The sequence below is a fragment of the Bacillus cereus group sp. MYBK101-2 genome (assembly GCF_051918845.1).
In the GTDB taxonomy this organism is placed as follows: domain Bacteria; phylum Bacillota; class Bacilli; order Bacillales; family Bacillaceae_G; genus Bacillus_A; species Bacillus_A paranthracis.
On the sequence record NZ_JBQAIE010000020.1, the window covers coordinates 53,207 to 78,744 of the forward strand.

Here is a 25,538-nt window from a genome sequence, read left to right on the forward strand (position 1 = left end):
ACTTTCCCTAACCTTTTATACTTTTAAATCATTTATGTATCCTTTCACTATCTCACAATGCTGAGGATATGTATCTTTTAGTGCTCCTTTCAAAACTTTTAAATCTTCTGTAATATCTTTTACATTCCAGGCTGTAGAGCCATCATCAAAAAGTCCAATAACTAGTGTTGGAACAGTAACAGAGAGTTTTGCAGCTGGTATTTCCCTTATTGTTTTTTCATAATTTGAAACACCACTATCAATTCTCTTACAAAGTTCATAAGAAGGAACAATTAAAATACATATATCTGTTAAATCATAAGAAAAGCTAAGTTGAAACTTGAAGTAGTTACGATAACTGGAAGCAACGTTACCAAACTCAACTTCAATTTGAAGTTTAAGAATAACTTCTCCTGTATCAGGATCAATATAGTATTTTCGAAAATCAGAGCGTAATGCATCATCAGATGTATTCGGTGTAGCTCGAGGCTCTTTTTCCCAGCCAAGCTCTTCGAATCTCAAAAGAAAATAAGTATTCATTATCTGCTGTATAACTTCCAGCTGTGACTGACTGCCCGATTTCCCCTTGTATATTGGAACAGGGCAATCACGACAAACCATTATCAATTCGTTATATGCAGCTTCAAAACGGGGATGTTGCAAAATCTCTTCTGCATACCTATAAGAATATGTTTCTACTTTCATTTTTCTATCTCCCTAAATATCTTAGTTACAATACTTTCTCTAGCATTCAATTAATTTGCTACTCCCAAAGTATACCTTAAAATTCAGCATTATTAACGTTGAATATACTAATTTTTACAAACAAACCAATAGAAAGGTGTTAATTACTAAATCTAACCATCCCCCCATACCAACCACTACACTCCTCCAAAAACCCTCTCGTCTCCCCACTCCCCTTATAAAAACTCTCCCAACCCCGCTCCCTCAAAACCCCCTTCCAACTATCACTCTCAACCATCTTCTTAATAACACCATCCCAATAAGCAACCTCTTCCTCCGTCATATCTTTTGGGCCCATAATGCCTTTCCAGTGCTGGAATATGACGTTGATTCCTTGTTCTTTCCAGGTTGGGATTTCTGGTAGTCGGTCTAGCCGTTTTGGTGCGGATACGGCTAGTATTTTTATTTTGCCGGCTTTGTATTGTTTTTCGGCTTCGGATAGGGTCATGGTTGCGGCGCTGATTTGTTTGTTCGTTAGGGCGTTTATGATTTTTTCTTTGTTTTCGTAGACGAAGAATTGTAGTTCGGCTGGGTTTATGCCGAACGCTTTGCTTACTTGTACGAAGGATAGGTGATCATCGTTTCCTAGGCCGGGGGCAACGCCGATTTTGAAGTTTTTCTTGTCTTGTTTTAGTTGTTCCATTAGTTCGTTTGCGTTATCTATGGTGCTGTCTTTTGATACGACAACGACTTCCCAGTCCGATGCTAATGTTGCGAGCGGTGTGAAGTCTTTATATGTTAGTTTACTGTGGCCTAGTAGATTGTTCGTTATGAGTAAGCTTGAGTTAATCGCCAGTACGTGACCACCTTTTTGTTTCGTATATTTCCAGCCGACGTCACCGCTGCCACCTACTTTGTTGGTGACTGTGATTGGTTTTGTAAAGATTTTTTCTTCCTTCAGTGTTTTTTGCATCGCTCGTGCTGTTAAGTCCCATCCTGCTCCTTGAACGTTTGGCGCAACGATTTCTACTTTGTCGATGTTCACTTTATTCGTATGGGATTTTTCCGAGGCACAACCAGCTATTACTCCTGTCATGATCCATATACATAGTAATAATCGTTTTTTCATAGTCCTCGTCCTATTCGGTACTTTCGTTCTGGTCGTCCGATAATGCCGTATGTGTATTCTACTGTGCATTCGTTTGTCGCTACTAAATATTCCAAGTATCTTCTTGCGGTTGTTCTGGAGGCCCCCATTTGTTCTCCCATTTCTTCTATTGTAATGCCCTCTTCAAATCCTTTTATAATTCCTTTCACTTTTTGCAGTGTTAGCGGATCCACACCTGTCGGTAAGTTTTTTATGTCTTGTGTTTGCGAAAGGCCAAAGAAGTTATCGATAAGTGCTTGATTCACTTCATTGTTACTATGTAATAATTGCTTCTTTCTTTTATAGTCTTCAATTGTGCGAACGAATTTTTCTAACGTGACCGGTTTTATAAGGTAGTTGCTTACGCCATTTCGAATTGCTTTTTCTAGCATATGGTTTTCATTCGCCGCAGTAACCATAATGACGTCAACGTCTGGAAAGTCAGCATGAATTTTCGGTAATAAGTCGGTTCCGATTCCATCTGGCAAGTAATTATCTAATAAAAGTAAATCGATTTCTTCCCTTTGTAGTAGTTCCATCGTTTCTTTCGCGTTCAATGCTTTTCCGATCACTTTTACGTCCTTTATTTTTAATAAAAACTCTTCCTGAATTTGTGCGACGCGGAAATCATCTTCTGCAATTGCAACCTTCAACATATGCCAATCCCCCTGTTTGTCATGTACTTTCTCTCAATGTTTTCGGAAGGTAAATTGTAAAAATAGCTCCCCCATTTTTCTCATTTTGAATTTCAATTGTTCCCTCTAGTAGATCTACCATTTCTTTCATGTTTGCTAGTCCGTAACCACGATTATTTCCTTTCGTTGAAAATCCCTTTTGAAAAATGGTCGTGATTTTTTCTTCCGGTATCCCAGCTCCACTATCTATCACTTCAAACACAATATCGTGCCCAATATCCGTAACGAAGAAGGAAACTCTCTTCTCCTCTTGCCCACTCACCGCATCAAACGCGTTATCGATTATGTTTCCAAGAATCGTAATAAGATGCGAAACTTTTATATGGTCTGGTAACGGATGAAGCGCACTATCTCCTTCAATATGAAAATCGATTTTCTTCTCAGACGCTGTTCCGATTTTTCCTAATAAAATAGCTTGTACTTTCGCATCATGAATTTGATGGAATAAAATATGGTTTTGGCTTTGATGAATATTAGATTCTTGTTGGATAAATTCAATCGCTTCTCTGTAGTGCCCTAACTGAAGTAATCCTGATAAGACAAAAAGCTTATTTGTAAATTCATGTGTTTGAGCGCGTAAGTCCTCGGAATACTTTCTTACTTCAGATATTGTGTTCACAAGGTTTTGCAGTTCTGTTTTATCTCTAAAACTACATACAATGCCTACCGTATTATCATTTTCGAGTATTGGTGTCATGTTTAAAATAAACACTTTATCTTGAAATGCGATTTCTTGATCGTTTTCTAGTACTCGCTCCATATGAAATTCAGGCAAAACTTTTGAAATGTGCTGCTGCATATAATCACCATTTACATGAAGCATTTCTTCTGCCGACGTATTCATCATCGTAATAAAACCGTTTTGATCAATGGCGATAATCCCTTCTTTTATAGATAGTAGTATCGCGCTTCGTTCCCGGTATAGCGCTGCGATTTCATTCGGCTCTAAACCGAGTGTATCTTTACGAATGCTACGTGCTAAAAGAATGCCGCCAACAATGCCTGCTACTAATACAGCTAAGGAAAAGAGTATAATTTCTTTCGTTCTGCTCAGTATGTTAGATTCGATACCTTTTATTGAAAACTCTACTGTCACAACACCTACGACTTGATCGTAGTCTCCGTTATGAACAATAATGGGCGCCTTCGCCATTAAAGCGGAACCACTTTCACCATTTCCTTCAAGCGTATAATAGCCACCAAAAGTGAGTGCTTCATAGTTATACGGATTGTTACTCATCGTGCCAATTAAATCCGAATTAGAATGGGAATACATAACCCCAAAGCGATCTTCTATAATGACATAATCTGCACCAGCTTGCTCACGAACTTGTTCCGCAATGGATTGAATGGTACTTTTATGCCCGTTATTCTGAAAAGCTTCTTTTATAGCAGGCATAAAAGAAAGCGACTTCGCTGTTTGCAGTGCTAACTGCTCCACTTGACGCTTCGTATCAACGGACTGAATGTAAACAAATATTCCCGCTAATAGGAGAACGACAAATAAAATTAACGTAATAATTAAGCTTACTATTTTCGTTTGCAATGACACTTTGCGTGATTTCTTCATACTTCATACCCTTTGATAAAATATTCAAAACTATCAATCTCCTTTTTCTATTATTATGACAAAACTAATAATGAAGCAACTATTAAAATTATCCGTGTACATAAAGTACAAAAAGAATAAAATTGTCATAATATTGAGATTTCATCCTACAGACAGTACAATTCAACTATAATGAACACGCTTTCATAATTATCATTTTATTTATAAGTAAGAGGAGGAATGATTATGGCCCAAGCAAAATCTAATCGAGTCGCCGGCAATATTTTCAAAGGTTCTGTCGGCAATTTAATTGAATGGTACGATTGGTACGTTTACTCTGCTTTCGCTGTTTACTTCTCAGCAGAGTTCTTTCCTAAAGGCGATCCAACGAGTCAGTTACTGAACACTGCGGCTATTTTCGCAGTTGGATTTTTAATGCGCCCTATCGGAAGTTTATTAATGGGCCGCTATGCGGATCGGCACGGACGCCGGGCAGCATTAACGCTTTCTATTACGGTTATGGCCGGCGGTTCTTTCATTATCGCCTGTACACCGAGTTACGAAAGCATCGGTATTATGGCGCCTATTATTTTAGTTCTTGCCCGTTTACTACAAGGACTATCGCTTGGCGGAGAGTATGGAACTTCCGCAACGTATTTATCTGAAATGGCTAGTAGTGGTCGCCGCGGTTTTTATTCCAGCTTCCAATATGTAACGCTCGTTGCTGGGCAAATGGTTGCATTAGGCGTTCAAATTGTTCTTCAGCAATTACTAAGCGAACCAGATATGAAAGCTTGGGGATGGCGCATTCCGTTCATTATTGGAGCGATGGGTGCAGTAGCTGTATTATGGCTTCGCCGCACGATGGATGAATCGGAGCAGTTCTCAAACATAAAATCACAAAAACGCGAAAGCGCAGGAACCGTTCGCGCTCTTATGAAACACCCGAAAGCAGTATTAACAGTAGTCGGTCTAACACTTGGGGGCACTGTTGCATTCTATACGTACACAACATATTTACAAAAATTCATGGTAAACACAGTCGGTCTTCCAAAAGAAGTTGTAAGCTGGATTAACTTTGTCGCACTACTTATTTTCGTCGTACTTCAACCAATTGCGGGGTTACTATCCGATAAAATTGGACGCCGCCCACTATTAATGGCATTCGGTATTCTCGGAACATTACTAACAGCACCAATCTTCTTCTTTATGGAAAAAACGACAGAACCAATCGTAGCGTTTTTACTTATGATGGTCGGCCTCATCATCGTTACTGGTTACACATCGATTAACGCAATTGTAAAAGCAGAACTCTTCCCAACTGAAATTCGCGCACTAGGCGTAGGTTTACCATATGCACTAACCGTTGCGATATTTGGCGGAACAGCCGAGTTCATCGCATTGTGGCTAAAAAGTATCGGTATGGAATCACTATTCTACTTCTACGTAGCTGGATGTATCGCAATCAGCTTTATTACGTATTGGCGTATGGCTGAGTCATCGAAGACTTCGCAGATTGAGGCGGAGCTTGGTGGTGGGGATACATTAGTTAATAATAAATCTAGTTAAAAAAGGCACCTTAAGGTGCCTTTCTCTCATTTGAATTTACTATTTGAGTAATCTAATCGTTTACCTTTGATCCTTAAATCCCCAACCGGAGACTAAATAGTTTTGCGTTTTGTTTATTGTAACGCGGATTACCTTTTTCTTATCATTTTTAGAATAACCTTCTACATCAATAAAACCATCACGTACTCCATGTAAAATATCAACTTTAGTAACTACAAGATCTATATTTTCTTTATCCTTCATATGATTTATTGCTACTTTTGAAGCTTTATCTTGAGTAATATTTTTGTTGTACATTGTATACGACATGTAGCCTATTATTAATAATAAAATCGTAAAAATAGCAATATTCACCTTTTTTCTCTTATTCAATATATTTCCTCCTTAAGAAGATTTATAATATAACTATAAATCTTTTTTGAGGAGATGGAAATATGGGAAGTTCAGTTTCAGATAAAAGCCTTTCCCATTTGGCTACTAGTAGTTATGGTGATGCTCTTACAGAAGTTGTAGAATTTGGTAAACAAAAAGAGATTTGGAAACCTGTAGAAATAAATGGTGCTGTTCTTCATAACTCAAAAAATAGCTTTGATGCCACTGTTTACAAGAATGAAGAAACAAAACAAGTTGTGATTGCTTTTCGCGGTTCTTGGGAAGCACCTGATTTTTATGATGCAGATGTATTTGATGTTATGGGTAATCGTTTTAGAAAAAATCAAGATAGTTTAGAAAAAATGAATAACTTTGACACTTCATCACTTCCTTTAACTGAACAATTTAATTTTGCTATGGCGAAAGAAAGAAAGCAAAAAATAGTTGCAGAAAGTCAATTTACTAATGCTGATGATTTAACAAAAGAAGTAAAGAAATATATGAAAGACCCTAAAAATGGATTAGACGGATACCAACTTACATTAACCGGCCATTCTCTAGGTGGTGGTTTAGGTGAATACGCTGGGGTTATGAATGATGTAGCAGTTGTTAGTTATGAAGCTCCAAATGTTATTGATTCATTACCTAAAGATAAAAAAGAAAAAGCCTTAAGGGGAGATTATAAAGATCAAATTACAACTATCGGAAATCCCAATGATACTGTATTTACTGGTTTTAGAGGAAATGATAATAAAAATAGAGGTCGTATAGGTCATTTATTTTATACAGATAAACCAGATATAAAAAATGATAATAGGATTCATGATGCAAGTAGTTACATTCCATTTTTACCTTTTTTAACAAATAGTTATAATACTGTTCGTTTTTTCATGGGTTTTATGGGTCCAAGCTTTCATTCCATGGATAACCTTAGTCACGATAAATACGGTTATTTAAATATGCCGAATATGTACGATGGGGAGACAGGAGAGAAAATTCAGGGGTCCCCGCGCGCTGATGGGGTTACAATTCATTTAACAGTCGAAGAAGTTAAACAAATTACTTCAGATTTAAGAAGGGAAATTAATGATATTAACCAAAAGATCGTTCAAGCAAGCAATAAAATTATTAATGTATTACAACAATCGCCAGCTAGTGTTGATGGCAATTTAATTAATACACTTACATACGGTATTTATGGATTTCAAAGAGGGTATATGGAATGTATTCGTTCTGAGGCTGATTTCATTGAACAAAGAGCGATTGAATTTGAAACTGTTGATAAACAAAACTGAAAAACGGGTGATCTTCATGAAAAATTATGATGTTATAGCACATGCTGCCGATGTAGTAGGTGCCAAAAATAATTTAGAATCGTGTATTTTAGAATTAGAAAATCACAGAAAGAATGTCAATGCCATAAAAACACTATTAGCACATAGCTGGAAAGGAAATACCGCTAAAGAAATTGAAAGAAGGTTAAGTGAAGTAGAGAAGGAACTCGTCTATAGAATCGATGAATTTAGAAAGATAGGAGATGATTTAGATAGATATAGAAGAGCAATGGATAGCTTCGCGAATCAATTCATGATGATGGGGCCTAAATATTAGTATAAAAAGCACCCTAACGTATCCATTTCCAGCTAATATTACCATATATTATATTAGCTCTGTGCGCTTTCCTCATTTGTCATACTTGAGTCTAAATTTAACCTTACCAATATGAAGGTTATTATAAATTATGCATGTATAACTAATATTTGTTTCATCTTACAAAATAATATGTACTACATATTGAACTTATTTACTATAAAAAATGACTTGAATTCTAAAACATTTAATTTTGTAGAACCTGTTCCCTTTGATTACCACATAATACCCATAGTGATTTCTCCACTTAATTTTGGAGCACTGGCAATCAAAGCTTGTAATCTCTGAAATAAGAAGCGTTTCGTATTTAATAATCTCCTTTGTTAACTTAATGGCCACGTAAAACAAAAAAAGCACCAGGTCCCCCCTAGTGCTCTCCCCCTAAAACAAATGACAAGCCACCTCATGCCCCTTCGCAATCTCCACCATCTTCGGTACTTCCTGGGCGCATTTTTCAGTGGCGAATTTGCAGCGCGTTCTGAATTTGCAGCCGGATGGTGAGTTTAGGGGGCTTGGTACTTCTCCCTCTAGAATGATCCGATCTTTACCTGTTTTTGTTGGATCTGGTTCTGGCATGGATGAGAGTAGTGCTTGTGTGTATGGATGTGCCGGTTTTGTGTATAGGTCTTCGCTGTCGGCAATTTCTACTATGTTTCCTAAGTACATGACTCCGATTCGGTCTGATATGTGTCTTACCATAGATAGGTCATGTGCGATGAATAAATATGTGACTCCTGTTTCTTCTTGGATGTCTTGCAGCATGTTTACGACTTGCGCTTGGACTGAGACATCGAGTGCTGAGATCGGTTCGTCACATAGGATGAAATCTGGTTTTACAGATAGTGCGCGCGCGATGCTGATGCGCTGACGCTGGCCTCCGCTAAATTCGTGCGGATAGCGATATAGATGTTCTTCTTTTAGGCCTACCTTTTTGAGCAGGTCTAATATGATTTCTTTTTGTTCTTCTTTTTCGTAAGATCCGTGAATGTTCATCGGTTCGCTAATAATTTGGAATACGTTCATCGACGGATTTAATGATGCGTATGGATCTTGGAAAATGATTTGCATTCGTTTTCGATATTCTTTTAGTTCACTTTCCTTTAAGCTTGCGATGTCTTTTCCGTCGAATAAAATGTTACCTGAAGTGACATCGTGCAAGCGAATGATACTTCTTCCTGTCGTTGATTTTCCACAGCCCGATTCTCCTACTAATCCGAATGTTTCACCTTTTTTAATTGCGAAACTTAAGTCATCGACTGCTTTTAATTGCTCTGTTTTTCTGCCGAATAGTCCTTTTTTAATAGGAAAATACTTTTTTAAGTTCCGAACTTCAATTAAGTTTTCTTCATGCATGGGAATCACCTACTGTCTTATCGTTTAACCAGCACATGGAACGCCTTCCGTCTCCGATTTCAAAATATGGCGGCCGTTCTTTTTCACAAATGTCCATCGCATGCGGGCAACGCTCTGCGAATGGGCAACCTTTTGGCGGGTGTAATAAGTTTGGCGTTACACCTTGAATTGGTGCGAGCCTTTCTTTTACACCGTTCGATATTTTCGGCAAAGAGTTTAATAGCCCTTTCGTATATGGATGATTCGGCGATTGGAAAATATCAAGTACAGGTCCTTCTTCCATAATAAGCCCGCCATACATAACGATAACGCGTGTACAGTTTTGCGCGACTATTCCTAAATCATGCGTAATAAGAAGTAACGCCATATTCGTTTCATTTTTTAAGTTTTTCATTAAATCTAGTATTTGTGCTTGTATCGTTACATCAAGCGCTGTTGTTGGTTCGTCCGCAATGAGAAGGTCAGGGTTACAAGACATTGCCATCGCGATCATAACCCGCTGCTTCATACCACCGCTTAGTTCGTGCGGATATTGTTTTACCCTTTCTTCTGGCGACGAAAGACCGACTTGTTTTAGTAAGTTAACCGCAATCTGTTCTGCTTCTTTCTTTTTTACTTTTTGATGCCGTATAATTACTTCCGTCATTTGCTTCCCAATTTTCACAACTGGATTTAGCGCCGACATTGGATCTTGGGAGATCAGTGAAATTTGATTTCCTCTAATAGAACGTAATTCTTTTTCAGATTTAGAAAGGATGTTTTCATTATGAAAAAGAATCTCTCCTTCTTTTACTTTCCCTGGTGACGCAACGAGTGACATAACGGATTTTGCCATTACACTCTTTCCGCTTCCTGACTCCCCAACGATACCAACTACTTCTCCTTTATTTAAACGAAATGTAACGCCGCGAACCGCTTCCACTTCTCCGCTTTCTATGAAAAAAGAAGTCTTTAAATTTTTCACTTCTAATAGTTTTTCAGACACGCTTCTCACTCCTTTCACTTAACACTTTAGTTTTCATGTCCGGCTCCTTTTGGTGCGAAAGCTTTCTTCAATGCTTCACCAATTACGTTAAAACTAAGTACCGTTAAAAGGATAAGGAATCCTGGGAAGAGTGTTAAATACCAAGCTTCGCCAATATATCCTTGCGCATTGTTCAGCATACTGCCCCAAGAAGAATCTGGTTCTCTAATACCTAAACCTAAGAAGCTAAGTGATGATTCCATTAAAATCGATGTCGCGATCGTTAATGTCGCGGCGATAATAATGGTTGATAAAATGTTAGGAATGATATGTCTTACAATAATCATGAGTGATTTTTGTCCTGACACTTTTGCATATAAGACGTACTCACGCTCTTTTACAGATAAAGTCTCTGCCCTTACGATACGAGCGGTGTCCATCCATGTTAGTAATCCGATAATAAGAACTAACGTTGTAATTCCTGGTTTTAAATAAGCATTTAATAGTAACATTAAGAAGAATGATGGAATTGACATAAGCACTTCAACAACTCGCATTAAGAAGTTGTCTAACTTTCCGCCAAAATATCCGCTAATCGTCCCAACTGCGGTACCGATTGTAACAGATACAACCATCGCAAGGAAACCGACCGCAAGTGAAACGCGTCCACCATATAACGCCCTAGTTAAGTAATCTCTTCCGTAATCATCCGTTCCGAAAGGATGACTCACACTTGGTTCTTGTAAGCGATCTGGAATTGACATTTTACTAGGATCGTAAGGCGATACGAATGCAAAAATCGATGCGACCGTTAAAACCGCAAGTATAATAACTCCCATTGCAACAAACTTATTTTTTGTAAAACTATGCTTTATCGTTTGAAATCTCCTATTATTCATTCCAAATCACCCCCTCATTCGAATGCGCGGATCTACTACGCCATATAAAATATCAGCAATTAAGTTACCGAGAATTAACATGAATGATGATAATAATGTAATTGCCATGATAATCGGATAATCAAATCTAAAAATAGCATTTACCCCGAGCGAACCAAGACCTGGCCATGAGAATACTGTTTCCGTAATGAACGCTCCGCCTACTAAACTTGGAATAGATAATCCGAAAATTGTAATGATCGGTATTAATACGTTTCGAAGTACGTGATTAAATAAAACTGTTTTCTTCGAAGCACCGTACGCATATTGAATTTGTACATAGTCTTCTTCTAATTGCTGAATTGTACTGGAACGAATATATCTCATATAAACAGAGACGTTTTGGAACGCTAGCACCATACAAGGTAAAATGCCGTGCTGGACAATATCCAAGAAGGAATCTTGACCGACCGTACGCATACCCATGCTCGGAAGAAGGTTCAACTTTAAAGAGAATAAGTAAATTAATAGTAAAGCGAACCAAAAGACTGGCATTGAAATTCCCACATAAGAGATAAAGTTTACAACGCGATCAAAGATAGAATTCTTTTTCACACCTGTTAATAGTCCAAGCGGGATTGCGATTACAAATGAGACGAGTAAAGATGATCCCATTAAGCCGATTGTCGCAGGTAACCTTTCTACAATAAGATCTAAAACAGGACGATGGTTTTGAAGTGAATAACCAAAGTTCCCTGTTACAATATTTTTTAACCATAAAATATACTGCATATAAATTGGTTGATCGAGCCCTAAACTTTTACGAATACGCTCAACATCAATTGGGCTCATATTCGGCGTGACAAAGTTTCGAACCGGATCTCCCGGTGCTAATTTTATTAATAGAAAAGAAATAATAGAAATAACAAATAAAAGCGGAATTGCATTTAAAAGCCTCTTCGCAATTACTTTATACACAAACTTCCCCCCTCAAGCTAAAGAAGCTGATTTCCACCAGCTTCTTTACTGTTTGTTTCTTATTTCACTTCATAAATCTTAGATAAATCTTCAAACATTGTGACAGGAATTGCTTTTGCTTCTTTTAATCCATCAAACTTTTTATCTACTGCAATAACCGCTTTCGGATACGCAATTGGTAGATAAGGTAAATCTTCTCTAGCTGTCTCTTGAATTTTATGGTATAGTTCTGCGCGTTTCGTTTTATCTGTTTCAACTGCAGCTTCTTCCCATAACTTATCGAAATCAGCGTTTTTATATCGTGCATAATTGTATTCAGCATTACTTAAGAATAAGCTCTTATATGAATCTGGCTCAGGTCCCATTATGTAACCACCAAATGTAATGTCATATTCTTTATTCTCTTTATCTAAGCCTTTTTCACTTGCTGCACTAGCATCTAATGCATTCAGTTCAACTTCTAAGCCAACTTCTTGTAATTTTTGTTGTGTATAAAGCGCTAAGCTTTCCATAATTTTATTATTCGTTACATACATGACGCGTACTTTTTCTTTATCTTTCACGCCAGCTTTCGCTAATAAATCTTTCGCTTCTTTTTTATCATACTTATACTCTTTAATGTCTTTTGCATAATACATAGCATCCGGCGTTAAAATTGAATTTGCTGGTTCTGCAAATTGACTAGAAACGAATGCAGAGTTAATCATTTCTTTTTTATCTAACGCATGCGCAATTGCTTGGCGCACTTCTTTTTTCTTCATAAGATCTGTATTTTGGTTATAAGATAAGTAGAATAATCTACCTTCAGGGAATGTCACCATTGAGAAGTTCCCAGTGCTATCTAATTTCTTAAAGTCTTGCGGCTCAATCATCTTCATATTGATTTGACCATTTTGTAGTGAAACATTTGCTGTATTACGGTCTTTTACAACGCGATATACGATAGAGTCTAATTTCGCTTTACCACCTACATAATCATCAAATCGATCTAATGCAACGTACTCATCAGACTTATACTCTTTAAACTTAAACGGACCTGATCCTACAGGTTGTAAGTTTTTCTTACTCCTCGCTAAATCTGCTTCCCCTTCAAATACATGTTTCGGAATTGGGAAGAAATCATTCATCACACCTTCAAAAGATGCACTTACTTGTGGTAAAACGAATTGAGTTGTTAACTCATCTACCTTTTTCACCTCAAGCGGTTTTCCTTTAAAAACAAAGTTTTCACGACTTGAGCTATTTTGCTTCTCATCTAAAATAGATTGGAATGTAAATGCTATGTCGTCTGATGTAATTTTCTTACCATCATGCCATTTCAAATTATCTTTTAACTTCAATGTCCACGTTAATTGATCCTCTGAAGGCGTAAAGCTTTCAGCAAGAACAAATTTCTTCTTACCGTCTTCCATATGATACAGCGGTGCATATAAAGCTTGCTGCACCGTTAACGACACACGATCATTCGCATAAAGCGGATTCATCGTATCCGGGTTATCGCTAACACCAATCGTTAACGCTCCTCCATCTTTCGGAGTCCCTGATTTACTAGTGCCCGCTTGCTTCGAAGAATCTTTTCCTCCAGAACAAGCCGCTAATGCAATAAGTAGTATTAGGACAAATGGTAATGCAAATAATTTCCGTTTCATCTTTCGGCCCCCTCAAACTAGTTATACCCATAAGAAAACTCGGAATTAATCCCGAGTTTTCTTATAAGTTTTAAATTACCACTACCTCTATATAAAGTCAAACTTTTTTGTAAAACTAGAAGGTTTGAAATCTATTCATGCATTCTTGTGATAAACTATATTGATGCGAAGAGCAAAATAAGTTAAAAAACTAGTAGCCTAAAAAATTTCTCTTAAGTGATTGTTATATATGATTGAAAATATAGAATGAGATTAAAGATAAAAAAACACTTTTTAGGAGGTTATCATGACATTTGATGAATTGAAAAAAAACAAACCTACAACCTCATGGGTTGAGTATGATGAAGATGGGGAATTTTTCACTGAAGAAAATATAAGTGCAACAAATAAGGTTCTTGACACTTACATTAACAATTTACAGCAATTAGGTGAGAATCCAACCGAGGCCGAAGTCATGCAAGTTGTTAAAGAGGTAGTTCTTAAATTAAATGAACTAAATATCGAACATGACCATTTTATCGAAACAATGGAAAGAGAAGATCTCTATGAATTTATCGATGCAGCTGCACGAATAGGTGGCTTAGAATCCGAAGAAGATATAACTGAAGAATGGCGGGAATGGTAAAAAAGCTGCACCTCTAATTGTTAAAGGGCAGCTTTTTTCATATACCAATTGAATTAATAATTTTATATCTGCAAAGGACTCACGTGCTCCAACATAATATCAATTTGATTTTTACCACGAGGATTTAATGATAAATATAAATATTGGCACTTGCTGCGAACAAACAATACTACCTCAAAACACTCTCATGCGCAAATACATAAAATATAGACAGTCGCTGACCAGTAGTCCACAACCAATCCCACATCGCTATCAAGCTAAGAAAAGCAAATACCTGAAACTGAAAAAACTACCGACTTTTCAAAATAACTAACTCTAGAGAAAGAAAATTTTAGCTCAATGGGCATTTGACGGTCCCCCAGTTGGCAATGGGTATGTGAATGTAAATTAAGACGAAGAAAAGACCACCTACTATGAGCGGTCGATTTTCACTAAGTATTTATTAATGCTTGTTTTAATGTTTCACCTGTTTGTTCAAGCCATTCTAGGGGAGCTAGTTTTAAAGCAGGAAAATAAATGTCTGTATAATATTCAATGAATTCTTCTTTTTTTTCCGTGGATAGATCACTGTTTAAAAATGCAGTTATGTAATTTATATTATTTTCTATACAAATTTTGTGAGCTTCTTGTATAAATTCGTGTAAGGCTTTTTTTGGTGTTCCCATATCTTGATGGAATGTTCCATCTAAAAAATCACTTAACTCTTCATAAATATAATCTTTCTCATTCATAAATAGCCTCCTAAATTTCTATCTGGCGAATACATTTTCTGTACAACTGATTCATCGCTTCTACGTTATTTTCAACATTATCTTTAAGTTTATCAAACAACGTTTCTTCTATAATACCGGTTTCTTTAGAATGATGTTTTTTCTTCTGTAATCGTTTGGATAGAAGTTGCCCACCCCATATTCAACCCTTGTGTACTAAATGTACCACTTACAGGACTAAAATCTTTCCCGCTTTGGACTTCAGCAAGACCAGTAGCAATACTAGATGTTAATTGAATTCATATAGATATTCTACTTTTTCTTACTTTATAAGATTTTATGCAAAAAAAGACCACCAAAAGGCAGTCCCTCAAAACTCAATCCTATTCCCAACCCCACTCTCCACCGCTTTCTCATACAAATACTTCGCAACGATAATATCCACTACCGCCAAACCAACCGATTTAAAAACAGTAATCTCTTCATCGTTCTCCCTACCTGCTTTTTCCCCGCTTATAATTTGACCTAGTTCAGCATGGATATCGCTTCCTTTGAATAACCCTTCCTGCATCGGAACTTGAAGGTCCCCTGTCTCTTCTAATGCTGCTTCTTTTGATTCGACTACTACTTTGTTTGCGCTCGTGATAGCGTGGGATGGTAGTTCTTGCATGTTCGGTTTGAATGAGCCGACGGCGTTTATGTGGACGCCTTTTTGTAGTTTTTCTGAAAAGACTGGTGTGGATGCGTTCGTAGTTGTGACGATGATGTCTGCTTCGCTTATTGCTTCATTCACATTTGTGTGAACATATGCAGGTTTATTGAATTTCTCTTGTATATATTGCGAGAATGCATGTGCTTTTTCTTCTGTTCGATTGTATAAAATGACTTTTTCGATATCTCTTACCGCAAATACAGCTTCAGCAATTCCCTTCGCCTGTTCACCCGTCCCGATTATGCATAACGTTTTTGCATTATGACGAGCTAAATGTTTTGTCGCTACTCCTGATAGGGCGCCTGTTCGAATCATCGTTAAGTAAGATCCTTCTAACAGTGCAAGCGGTTCTCCCGTTTGAAAGTCTGATAGCATCACAATCCCGTTTATCGTTTTCTTTCCTATCTTTTTGTTCTCGGGGACTACTGTTACTACTTTTAAACCAAGTGCCTCAAGCCCTTCTGCGACTGAAGGCATAATTAATGCCGTATTTTTCTCATTCGCAAATGGTAATGAACCGCGAATTGGCGTGATTGTTCTTTCTGCGGAAAATTCTTTTAAAGCAAGCGCCGCGTATGCAATGACTTCATTCATATTTACTAAGTTTCGTTGTTCGTTCGCGCTTATGACTAGCATATCTTTCCACCTCCTTCTTCTATCCTAACAAAAATCCCCGATTCAAATCATCTCTCGGGTCTATAACGAACTGATGAAATCCTGTAATAAATGCATTCCCCGTTACTTTCGGAACGACAGCTTCATATGTATGTACCGCTGTTACCGACAATACTTCCCCTTCGAATTTCCCGTCAGTAATACATTCGTGGACGAAAATTTCTCCCTTTTGCAGGGCATCTTTTGCAAAAAGAGTTGCGATTCTTGCGGAAGTTCCTGTGCCGCAAGGAGAACGGTCTACTTGCCCATCAGCGAAGATTGTTACATTTCGTAACGTTGCGTCTTCCCCTTTCGGTTCATCTGAGAAAATAACGCCGTATATTCCTTTTAATCCTTCTTCAAGTGGGTGCTTCACTTCCATCTGACTCTCAATGTAGCGCTTAATTTTACCGCCCCACGTTTGAATAGCAGCTAACTCTTTAAAATCAACTTTCAAACCAAATTCTTTACTATCCACAACAGCGTAAAAAGCTCCGCCAAATGCGATATCTACTTGAAACTCATAGTTATCTATTTTAATAGGAACGTCTTTTTTGTATACAAATGAAGGAACGTTTTCAAATGATACGGACTCTACTTCACTCCCCCTATATGTTGCGTACGCAATGACTTCCCCAGCAGGGCTATCAATAATGAACTTTTGTTTCTCACCTGTCACTTCAAACATACCTGTTTCAATTCCTACTGTAATAACAGCAATAATGCCGTGACCACACATCGTACTCCAGCCTTCATTGTGCATAAATAACACACCAAAATCAGCGTGAGCACTCGCAGGCGGAGTAATAATACAACCGTACATACCGTGATGTCCTCTCGGTTCATACATAAGAACCTCGCGAAGATGATCCAAATGTTCCATGCAATATGCACGTCTTTCTAGCTGCGTTTCTCCCTTTATTTCTGGCACGCCTCCTGTAATAATTCGAAGTGGTTCCCCAGCTACGTGAGCATCAATTGTCGTGTACACTTTACTAACCTTCATTTCCATCTCTCCCCTATATGTTGATACTATTTTTATTGCAAATATCATGCCAACGCATAGGGTATAAATTTGTATACATTGTTTAAAAAAGCATACACTACTGTCTATTTTTTTATACAGTAGAAGGTTGGCAGCCAGGAGTCTCCAACTAATCCCACCCCCCCAAAAATATATCAACGATTATCCAATTATATCAATCACAACTCCGAATATATCAACGATTCGACACAACATATCGACTTACCGACAAATTCCGCACTTTCACACCCAATAACCACCAACCAATCCCACACCCGGTCTACCGAAGAACACCCGAACCCCACTAAAAAATCCCCCGAAACTCGGGGGACTCATCAAACCCTCCCCCCCACAACATCCGGCACTCGCTTCGCAATCTCCTCACCAATCTTTATACTAGCCGTTGCGGCCGGGGATGGTGCGTTGCAAATGTGCAGAGAGTTTATGCCTGGAATGATGCAGAAGTCATCCACCATATTGCCGTTTGATAAGATGGCTTGTGCCCTTACACCAGCATGCGTTGGGACGATATCTTGTTCTGTTAGTTCTGGTATTAAGCGCTGTAAGCTTTTTAGGAATGATTGTTTACTGAATGAGCGCACCATTTCTTTTATGCCTTCTTTCATGTTTGGCATCGCCATTTTCCAGAAGCCTGTGTATGTCATTGTTTCCATGAAGTCTTTTATGTCGAAGTCTTTTTTCGTGTAGCCTTCGCGCTTGAAACTTAATACTGCGTTTGGCCCTGCGTGTACATCTCCGTTTATCATTCTTGTGAAATGAACACCTAGAAACGGGAATTCAGGGTTTGGAACTGGGTAGATTAAATGTTTTACGAGATGGCGTTTTTCTGGGACAAGTTCGTAATATTCACCGCGGAACGGAACGATTTTCATATCCGTTAATATGCCAGTCTTTTTCGCAATGCGATCGCTATGTAAGCCGGCGCAGTTAATGAGAAATTTCGTTTTAAATGTTCCTTTGCTTGTTTCAATTGTGACGGCGTCTTTTTTCTCGATAATACGCTCTGCGGCTGTTCCTACATGTACTTCGCCGCCACTCTCCTGAATGAGGCGAGCAAATGCATAACTGACTCCTTTATAATCAGCAATCCCGCAGGAAGGAACACGGATTGCGCCAAGTCCTTTTACATGTGGTTCTATTTCGGCTAATTCTTCTTTGTCTATTTTTGCGATATGTAAATCGTTTTGTAAGCCTCTCTCATATAAGTTATGTAAAAGAGGAAGTTCTTCTTTTTCTGTCGCGACAATTACTTTTCCGCACATGTCATAAGCGATGTCATGTTCTTCACAAAATTGGACCATCGCTGCGTTTCCTTCTTTTGCAAACTTCGCTTTATAACTTCCTGGTTTATAGTAAATGCCAGAATGAATGACACCGCTATTATGTCCCGTTTGATGATGTGCGAGTTCCTTTTCTTTTTCAATGATTGCAATTTTCGCATGAGGGAATTTTTTCGTTAAAGCCACTCCCGTTGAAAGGCCAACAATTCCTCCGCCAATAATTATAAAGTCATACATCCTATTTCCCCCTTACTAGTATAAAAGGCAGGTCTCTTTGCAAGACCCGCCGTACATATTATTTAGAAAAACAACCACGCTGACGCATGAGTTCTCTATATAAATCTTTATTTTTTTCGAATGCCGCTCTTCCGTGCATCCAAAATAAATTATTTAAAAGAACTAAATCTCCTACTGGTAATTTTAATGCATGTGTTGCTGGTGAGTTTTCAACAGAATAAGATAAGTCTTTCAGATAGTTTGCTTGTTCAATATTATCTGGATACGCAAACTGATCAATAAAGCAAATACACGGTGCGTTATTCACATCAAAGAATGTTTCACGATAGACGATTTCTTGCGAGTTTTTACTTGGTGGTGCTTTATACGTAATTTTTACAGATGCGAGCGAATGATTTCTAAACTTCTGAAGATCTTCCCAATCGTCTAAATGTAGTAAACGTGATTCCCCGCCTACTGCATTTTGCTCTTCAATCTTCATCATAAGAAGCCAATCTGTCGGTTCATCAACGAATGTTCCGTCTGTATGAAGTGTAAATAATCGGTACGCTTGGCGAAGGTAGGAATCACTACTGTCCGTATCTTTCACATTAAATCTAGCATAATATGTTCCTGTCATCGCATCAAAATTTGGCGTTCCAATTAAATGCGTTAATGCGGTCGCAAATTTCACGTAATCTGCTGGATCTACAGTTTCACCTTGTACCCCAATCGTAAATCCGCCCGTTTCACGGTCATGAATAATGCTGCGAATGTTATCCATAAACGATTGCCCAAAAATCTTTCTCATGCTATCCGCAAGATTAAACCGAGAATACGGAATGTATTGGAGTGACTGCTCTGAATGCTCTTTTACCTCTTCAAAAAATTGCTTAAGCAACTGCTGATTTAAAACGATATGATATAAACGTTTATGCTCTGGATGAGGAACAATTTCATACCCCTCATATTTTTTTGCAAACTTCATTTTCGCACTTTGTTCTGTAATAATCGACATTTTAATTCCTCCCTAAATGAAATATGAAGAACGTATTGACGCTTTTTACAGACAGTTATCCTTATCTTCTATATGCTGAGATCCGGTCTTACTGCCCTAACAGCAAAAAGCCAGTCATACGTATCCACGACATAACAATCGCAGATACATACAACTGGCTCATAATTACGAGTGTTCTTTAATCTCTTAAAGTACAATAATAATAGACAGTACATATGAAAATATGTGTAAAACAGGTAAGCAAGATCGAATTTAGAGAAGGCTAATTTCTCGAATGGATCTTATTAATTAAATAATAATTCAAAATATTCTAACTGTCAATTCGTTTTTTATTATTTTCTCGACACACTTTACACATTTTACAAATCCCTTTGTTCTCTGCACACCCTCTTTTGTTCGTCTCTCGCTTTACAACCTGCACGTCATTTAACTTTTTCATATTCTTTGCCTCCTCAATATAAAAGGCCAGTCGTATCCCTTTAAAAGAAATACAACTGGCTCTTGTTTATGGCTATATAAACTAGACAGTTTTTATGGTGTTGTTTCCTCGTACTCACCTTGTGGCTGTTCATCGTTTAAATAACTTACATATTGGCGATGTAAATCTTTTACTGCACTAACAATCGCATTTTGCGCTTTTCCTTGGTAATGATCTGTAATATCTTGAACGATTTCTTCAATACCATCTCGTAAACTATGTCCTCTCAAAATTTGAGCGACGAAGTCCCTACCGTGCTCTGTCGCAAGCGTACACGATGCTTCAATAATGACATGATATTTATGATCTGCCTCAATTGTAATTGTTAATGTTTCATACATACTACGAACAGCCATCCCTTTCGGAAGTCTCGAATGTCCTGCCATAAAAAATGTCCCTTTACGCATATTTCATCCTCCGTTACTATGTTTTTTAATGTTTATATTTGATCTACGTATACCGTCTTTATTCTCGTATAAAATTCTTTCGCCGCTTTTCCTTGTTCACGCGGTCCAGCACTAGAGTTTTTCATTCCACCAAACGGGACTTGCGGTTCTGCTCCTGCAGTTTCTGAATTCACATGAACCATTCCAACTTCCATATCATCAATAAATCGTTGCGACAAACTTAAATTATTCGTACAAATCGATGCACTGAGTCCGTATTCTGTATCGTTCGCTAAAGAAACAGCTGCTTCATAACTACTCACTTTAAATAAACAAATAACTGGGCCAAAAATTTCTTCTTTCGCAATACGTGCATCCCCGTCTACATTTTCAAAAATAGTTGGTAACACATAATAACCATTTTGTAATTCTGTTTCATTCGGTACGCTACCCCCATACAGTAAAGAAGCTTCTTCCTTTCCAACTTCAATCATCGATAAAACAGATTGCTGTTGTCCCTTTGAAACGCAGGGCCCCATAAATGTATCAGGATTTAACGGATTCCCAACTGCAAGAGCTTTTGTACGCTGCAACAGTCGATCCTTGAACGCTTCATAAATATCCTCTTCTACTATTACTCTACTTGTTGCAGTACATTTTTGCCCTGTTGACATAAATGCACCTTTTATCGCAATAGTGACCGCCTTTTCAATGTCAGCATCTTTTAATACAACTAACGGATTTTTCCCGCCCATTTCTAGTTGTACTTTCTTTCTCGTTTCAACCGATGCTTTTTGAATGATATTTCCAACATGATTCGAACCGGTAAAAGAAACCGCTTGTATATCTGGATTCCCTGTTAATTCTGCTCCAACTTCAGAGCCCTTTCCGAATACACAATTGATAACACCTGCTGGAATGCCTGCTTCATGAAACGCATTTACAAGATGGTACACCGATTTCGGCGTCACTTCAGCCGGCTTAATAACAATCGTATTTCCGTAAATAAGTGCCGGCGCCATTTTCCACGCTGGAATTGCAATTGGAAAATTCCACGGCGTAATTAATCCAACCGGCCCTACTGCCTCGCGCTTACTGTAAAGCATTGTACTTTCATTCGCAGACGGGATAATCTCTCCGATTGGTTGATTTGCTTCTCCTGCATAATATTCAAGAATGCTAATCGCCCGCCTCGTCTCTCCTATTCCTTCTGCAATCGTCTTTCCTTCTTCATTCGTTACATCCTGACCGATTTCATTTACCTTTTCTTTTAAAATAGCGGCTGCTTTCCATAAATAACTGGCTCTCTCTTGAAACGATAACCTTTGCCACGTATGAAAAGCTTCTTTCGCTGATGCGATTGCGACTCGTGTATCTTCTACTGAACTAAACGGAAATTCACCTAATACTTCCCCGTTATGCGGATTATAGTTTTTTACATATGCATTCGTGGAAGGTTCTTTCCATTCACCGTTTATATAATTGAAATACTTCATTCCCCTGCCCCCGCCGTTTTTATTTTGATCGTTTTGCAATTGCTGCTTCTAAAATAGTAAGCCCTTCTTCAAGCTGTTCATCCGTTATAACGAGGGGTGGTAAGAAGCGAAGTACATTACTATAAATACCTGCGCTTATCGTAATAACCCCTTTACTATGCGTTTCTTTCATAATCGCTTTCACTTCTTCTGATGCTGGCTCTTTCGTCCCTTTATCCTTTACAAGCTCAATGGCAGTCATAGCGCCAAGGCCTCTCACATCGCCAACTATTTCGTATTTCTCTTTCCAGCTATGAAACACTGTCATCATACGCTCGCCAATTTCTACAGCACGATTTACTAAATTCTCTTCTTCAATTACATCTAAAACAGCTAATGCAGCCGCACAAGCAGCCGGACTTCCTGAGAAAGTACCACCTAATTGACCCGGTCCAGGTGCATCCATCAAATCTGCTCTTCCTGTTACTGCGCTAAGCGGCATACCAGCAGCAATTGATTTTGAGAAAGTCATTAAATCAGGAGCTACGCCGAAATGATCCATTGCAAACAAGCTACCCGTACGAGCAAAACCAGTTTGAATTTCATCTGCAATCATAATCATTCCGTACTTATCACAAATATTTCGAACACCTTGTATGAACGTACTTGTCGGAACGATAAACCCACCTTCTCCTTGAAGCGGTTCCAAAATAATCGCAGCGATATTATCACTTGCTACTTCCTCTAACATAAAGCGTTCGAAATACGCTAAAATTTGCACATCTACTTCTTCTTGCGACAGTCCTTCTTCCGCGCGGTAATAGTACGGATATGGTAATTTGTATACTTCTGATGCAAACGGACCAAATCCATGTTTATACGGTTTCACCTTACTTGTCAGTGACATCGTCAAAAGTGTACGCCCGTGATATGCACGCTCAAATGAAACAATTGCACTTCTTCCAGTAGCTTTTCTAGCAATCTTCACCGCATTTTCTACCGCTTCCGCACCGCTATTCGCAAACATCGTTTTTTTCTTACAATCTCCTGGCGTTAACTCATTTAGCCTTTCCGCGAGTGTAATATAACTTTCATAAGGTGCTACGTGAAAACAACTATGAATAGAAGATTCTACTTGATTTTGAATTGCCTTTACTACTTTCGGATGACAATGCCCGACGTTTTGCATACCAATTCCACCCGCAAAATCAATTAATTCATTACCATCTACATCCGTAATAATCGCACCTTTCGCTGATTGCACATACAACTCTGTAATATTGTAAGGCCCTTCTGGTACTGCATTTTTTCTTCTTTCATGTAATGTGCTAGATTTTGTAGTTATAATATCCTTCTTCTCTTTCAACATGGTCTATACCCCTTTTCTTATTCTTTCTCTAGGCTAATTTCCGAATCTTTTATCATCGTAAAATCATTTAACTTTTGCTTATCTAACTTTCTAACTCTTAAAAAGTAACTGATTATTACTAGGATCGTAGCGAGTAATGTCATGTAAAACTGCATACGCATATCTGCTATAAACGCTTGTGAAACAAATATCGTAATAATCATTAAAAGCGTTGCATATGTGAGATAAGGGAATAACCACATTTTCACTTTCAGCTTCCCGGCCCCTTCTCGTTCCCTTTCTCGCCTTAACTTGACATGTGAAACAGCAACGAACATATACATAAGCATCGTTACCCCGCCTGAACTATTCGCTAAAAATGCAAATAGTTTATCAGGAGATATAAATTTCAACATCGCGCAAATAAAAGCAAATACGATACTCGCATAAATTGCGATAACCGGTGTCCCTCTACTATTTAACTTTGCAAAAGCAGACGGAGCATCACCTTTTTTCGCAAGTGAAAATAACATACGCGAACTCGTATAAATCCCTGAGTTCATAACGGAAAGTAGCGATAAAAATACAACACCATTCATAATTTCTGCGGCTGCAGGTACTCCTGCCATATTAAATAAACTTGCATACGGAAGTTTTAATAATTCCTTATCCGTCCACGGAATAAACATAACTAAAATCGTTACTGATCCGACGAAGAAAAGCATCAGACGCCATACCACACTATTAATAGCTCGTATAACATTCTTCTCTGGATTTTCCGATTCTCCGGCTGCAATCGCTGCAACTTCACTCCCTGATAACGAGAATGAAATAAACACAACGCTCAACAAGACAGGAACAATTCCATTCGGGAAAAAGCCACCATGTTCTGTAATAATAGAAAGACTGGGTCTATCCACCCCCGGAACGAGACCAAAGAACATCGAAACGCCTAAAATTAAAAACGCAACAATCGCTACCACTTTAATAAGCGCTAACCAATATTCAAACTCACCGTACAATTTTACGGAATACACATTTGTCATCGTCATTAAAAGGACCATCCCTAAACTCGCGATCCATGCAGGCACAGAAGGAAACCAATTATTAATCATTACGCCTAAAAGCACCGCTTCAATCGCAATAATAATGACCCAGTTAAACCAATATAACCATCCGATCGTATACCCTGCCCACGGTCCAATTGCTTTGTTCGCATACGTTGCGAAAGAACCACTATCAGGATTTTCCGCTGCCATCTCCCCTAACATGCGCATCACGAGCACAACCATTAAAGCACCAATCATGTAGGATAAAATTGCAGCCGGCCCCGACGATTGAATAATCGTTCCACTTCCTACAAACAAACCGCCCCCGATGACCCCGCCAATTGAAATCATTGTTATATGCCGTGTTCTTAAATCTTTCTGTAACTCCTTTTTCTGTTTAGCCAAACAATTCACCAGCCCCTCCATTAGCATGAACGTGCGCCACAACCTATTGATAACCCTTTCTTTAAATCCCCTCCTAATTTAAATAAAAATAAAAAGAGCCAGAAAAACAACGCATACAACCGCATTGAATTTTACTGCCCCTATCCTTATGGCTCGTCCTCCTGCTAAGGAAGTTCAAGTGGAAAGAAGTTCCGCTATTTTCTTTTCAAAACATATATCCGGGCTTGCAGAGAGGCTAATCACTGTCATCCGATAATAAGTTAATCATAATACAAGTAGACAGAATATTCAATAATCACTTTCGCAAATTTCATGAATAAAAAAGAAAATTCTCTCCCCCTCCCACATATACTGTTCAAAAGCAAAAAGGAAGTGATCCAATGTACTACGGAACAAAAGGCTGGTACGTAGCTGAACTAAAAAAATTAGGCGTGCGTTATCATGAAGGACGCAAACTAGAAAGTTACCGCGGACACATCTTGCGCAATTTACTACTTGCACAACAAGAGAAATTAAAAGAACAGTAATATACTAATTTAGCGATATCGACGATTCTCGGAATATATCGGTTCCGTCAAGAAGTCTGTGTAATTTGATAAGGCCCAATACATTGGTTTATCCAGTATGAATTTATAATGATTTGGTATGTGAAAAGTGAAGCTAGCTTCAC

Annotated in this window: 24 protein-coding genes and 2 pseudogenes; 5 read left to right on the plus strand and 21 right to left on the minus strand. The window is 38.2% G+C overall.

The genetic code is table 11. The annotated features are described in order from the left end of the window. Nucleotides 1-15: 15 nt before the first annotated feature. The 4 genes from ACTFSI_RS25340 to ACTFSI_RS25355 all read right to left on the minus strand — a co-directional run bounded on the left by ACTFSI_RS25340 (nucleotide 16) and on the right by ACTFSI_RS25355 (nucleotide 4,075). Nucleotides 16-684: a BglII/BstYI family type II restriction endonuclease gene (locus tag ACTFSI_RS25340; protein ID WP_061660999.1), complete on the minus strand. Its 669-nt coding sequence runs from the start codon at nucleotides 682-684 to the stop codon at nucleotides 16-18. A 139-nt stretch (nucleotides 685-823) separates the two neighbouring features. Next, nucleotides 824-1,792, minus strand: a complete 969-nt coding sequence (locus ACTFSI_RS25345) for a tripartite tricarboxylate transporter substrate binding protein (RefSeq protein ID WP_440045722.1) — start codon at nucleotides 1,790-1,792, stop codon at nucleotides 824-826. After that, nucleotides 1,789-2,466: a response regulator gene (locus ACTFSI_RS25350; RefSeq protein WP_440045723.1), complete on the minus strand. Its 678-nt coding sequence runs from the start codon at nucleotides 2,464-2,466 to the stop codon at nucleotides 1,789-1,791. The genes ACTFSI_RS25345 and ACTFSI_RS25350 overlap by 4 nt, the downstream gene beginning before the upstream one ends. Before the next feature lie 19 nt (nucleotides 2,467-2,485). Continuing rightward, nucleotides 2,486-4,075, minus strand: coding sequence for an ATP-binding protein (locus ACTFSI_RS25355; protein WP_440045724.1), 1,590 nt, complete (start codon nucleotides 4,073-4,075; stop codon nucleotides 2,486-2,488). Between the two features lie 225 nt (nucleotides 4,076-4,300). Between ACTFSI_RS25355 and ACTFSI_RS25360 the strand changes: the two genes are divergently transcribed. After that, nucleotides 4,301-5,623 (plus strand): MFS transporter, encoded by a 1,323-nt coding sequence (locus ACTFSI_RS25360; RefSeq protein ID WP_440045725.1) that lies wholly within the window; start codon nucleotides 4,301-4,303, stop codon nucleotides 5,621-5,623. A 60-nt stretch (nucleotides 5,624-5,683) separates the two neighbouring features. On the opposite strand, the gene ACTFSI_RS25365 is transcribed toward ACTFSI_RS25360, so the two are convergent. Continuing rightward, nucleotides 5,684-5,995: a hypothetical protein gene (locus ACTFSI_RS25365; RefSeq protein ID WP_138322412.1), complete on the minus strand. Its 312-nt coding sequence runs from the start codon at nucleotides 5,993-5,995 to the stop codon at nucleotides 5,684-5,686. A 257-nt stretch (nucleotides 5,996-6,252) separates the two neighbouring features. Between ACTFSI_RS25365 and ACTFSI_RS25370 the strand changes: the two genes are divergently transcribed. Both ACTFSI_RS25370 and ACTFSI_RS25375 read left to right on the plus strand, forming a co-directional pair. Continuing rightward, entirely contained in the window at nucleotides 6,253-7,290 is a 1,038-nt protein-coding gene (locus ACTFSI_RS25370; protein WP_440045730.1) for a lipase family protein, read from the plus strand. Between the two features lie 16 nt (nucleotides 7,291-7,306). After that, nucleotides 7,307-7,606 carry a hypothetical protein gene (locus ACTFSI_RS25375; RefSeq protein ID WP_013246223.1) on the plus strand — a complete coding sequence of 100 codons (300 nt, stop codon included), beginning with the start codon at nucleotides 7,307-7,309 and terminating at the stop codon, nucleotides 7,604-7,606. 420 nt (nucleotides 7,607-8,026) lie between these two features. On the opposite strand, the gene ACTFSI_RS25380 is transcribed toward ACTFSI_RS25375, so the two are convergent. From ACTFSI_RS25380 to ACTFSI_RS25400, 5 genes are read right to left on the minus strand one after another with little or no spacing between them, the layout of a single operon-like run. Continuing rightward, on the minus strand, nucleotides 8,027-8,998 hold the full coding sequence (locus tag ACTFSI_RS25380) for an ABC transporter ATP-binding protein (protein WP_197225456.1): 972 nt from the start codon (nucleotides 8,996-8,998) through the stop codon (nucleotides 8,027-8,029). Then, nucleotides 8,991-9,983, minus strand: coding sequence for an oligopeptide/dipeptide ABC transporter ATP-binding protein (locus tag ACTFSI_RS25385; RefSeq protein WP_197225455.1), 993 nt, complete (start codon nucleotides 9,981-9,983; stop codon nucleotides 8,991-8,993). The genes ACTFSI_RS25380 and ACTFSI_RS25385 overlap by 8 nt, the downstream gene beginning before the upstream one ends. 26 nt (nucleotides 9,984-10,009) lie before the next feature. Continuing rightward, on the minus strand, nucleotides 10,010-10,861 hold the full coding sequence (locus ACTFSI_RS25390; RefSeq protein WP_098229170.1) for an ABC transporter permease: 852 nt from the start codon (nucleotides 10,859-10,861) through the stop codon (nucleotides 10,010-10,012). A 6-nt stretch (nucleotides 10,862-10,867) separates the two neighbouring features. Continuing rightward, nucleotides 10,868-11,818 carry an ABC transporter permease gene (locus ACTFSI_RS25395; protein ID WP_440045726.1) on the minus strand — a complete coding sequence of 317 codons (951 nt, stop codon included), beginning with the start codon at nucleotides 11,816-11,818 and terminating at the stop codon, nucleotides 10,868-10,870. Nucleotides 11,819-11,877: 59 nt separating this feature from the next. Continuing rightward, entirely contained in the window at nucleotides 11,878-13,467 is a 1,590-nt protein-coding gene (locus tag ACTFSI_RS25400) for an ABC transporter substrate-binding protein (RefSeq protein ID WP_440045727.1), read from the minus strand. 286 nt (nucleotides 13,468-13,753) lie between these two features. Here ACTFSI_RS25400 and ACTFSI_RS25405 point away from each other — a divergent pair, with 286 nt between their 5' ends. Further along, a complete protein-coding gene (locus ACTFSI_RS25405) occupies nucleotides 13,754-14,092 on the plus strand; it encodes a hypothetical protein (protein WP_139895704.1) in 339 nt (112 codons plus the stop codon). 431 nt (nucleotides 14,093-14,523) lie between these two features. Here ACTFSI_RS25405 and ACTFSI_RS25410 read toward each other — a convergent pair whose 3' ends face one another. From ACTFSI_RS25410 to ACTFSI_RS25460, 11 genes and pseudogenes are all read right to left on the minus strand, one after another. Next, entirely contained in the window at nucleotides 14,524-14,823 is a 300-nt protein-coding gene (locus ACTFSI_RS25410) for a contact-dependent growth inhibition system immunity protein (RefSeq protein ID WP_001002993.1), read from the minus strand. Nucleotides 14,824-14,839: 16 nt separating this feature from the next. Beyond that, nucleotides 14,840-15,101 (minus strand): annotated as a pseudogene (locus tag ACTFSI_RS25415) (hypothetical protein); the annotation flags it as partial. Between the two features lie 71 nt (nucleotides 15,102-15,172). Further along, entirely contained in the window at nucleotides 15,173-16,150 is a 978-nt protein-coding gene (locus tag ACTFSI_RS25420) for an ornithine cyclodeaminase family protein (RefSeq protein WP_197225451.1), read from the minus strand. A 19-nt stretch (nucleotides 16,151-16,169) separates the two neighbouring features. Continuing rightward, on the minus strand, nucleotides 16,170-17,222 hold the full coding sequence (locus tag ACTFSI_RS25425) for a proline racemase family protein (protein WP_320411909.1): 1,053 nt from the start codon (nucleotides 17,220-17,222) through the stop codon (nucleotides 16,170-16,172). 305 nt (nucleotides 17,223-17,527) lie between these two features. Further along, nucleotides 17,528-18,730 (minus strand): L-2-hydroxyglutarate oxidase, encoded by a 1,203-nt coding sequence (lhgO, locus tag ACTFSI_RS25430; protein WP_197225450.1) that lies wholly within the window; start codon nucleotides 18,728-18,730, stop codon nucleotides 17,528-17,530. 58 nt (nucleotides 18,731-18,788) lie between these two features. Next, on the minus strand, nucleotides 18,789-19,727 hold the full coding sequence (gene glaH / locus ACTFSI_RS25435) for a glutarate dioxygenase GlaH (RefSeq protein WP_197225449.1): 939 nt from the start codon (nucleotides 19,725-19,727) through the stop codon (nucleotides 18,789-18,791). Nucleotides 19,728-20,037: 310 nt separating this feature from the next. Then, nucleotides 20,038-20,166 carry a hypothetical protein gene (locus ACTFSI_RS25440; protein ID WP_257469592.1) on the minus strand — a complete coding sequence of 43 codons (129 nt, stop codon included), beginning with the start codon at nucleotides 20,164-20,166 and terminating at the stop codon, nucleotides 20,038-20,040. 92 nt (nucleotides 20,167-20,258) lie between these two features. Beyond that, a complete protein-coding gene (locus ACTFSI_RS25445; protein WP_002170612.1) occupies nucleotides 20,259-20,612 on the minus strand; it encodes a DUF3870 domain-containing protein in 354 nt (117 codons plus the stop codon). A gap of 32 nt (nucleotides 20,613-20,644) precedes the next feature. After that, on the minus strand, nucleotides 20,645-22,087 hold the full coding sequence (locus tag ACTFSI_RS25450; RefSeq protein ID WP_139895710.1) for an aldehyde dehydrogenase family protein: 1,443 nt from the start codon (nucleotides 22,085-22,087) through the stop codon (nucleotides 20,645-20,647). Between the two features lie 19 nt (nucleotides 22,088-22,106). Continuing rightward, a complete protein-coding gene (gabT, locus tag ACTFSI_RS25455) occupies nucleotides 22,107-23,435 on the minus strand; it encodes a 4-aminobutyrate--2-oxoglutarate transaminase (RefSeq protein WP_440045729.1) in 1,329 nt (442 codons plus the stop codon). 17 nt (nucleotides 23,436-23,452) lie between these two features. Further along, on the minus strand, nucleotides 23,453-24,877 hold the full coding sequence (locus ACTFSI_RS25460; RefSeq protein WP_197225448.1) for an amino acid permease: 1,425 nt from the start codon (nucleotides 24,875-24,877) through the stop codon (nucleotides 23,453-23,455). 317 nt (nucleotides 24,878-25,194) lie between these two features. Here ACTFSI_RS25460 and ACTFSI_RS25465 point away from each other — a divergent pair. Next, nucleotides 25,195-25,395, plus strand: a pseudogene (locus ACTFSI_RS25465) (YflJ family protein); the annotation flags it as partial. Nucleotides 25,396-25,538 lie beyond the last annotated feature (143 nt).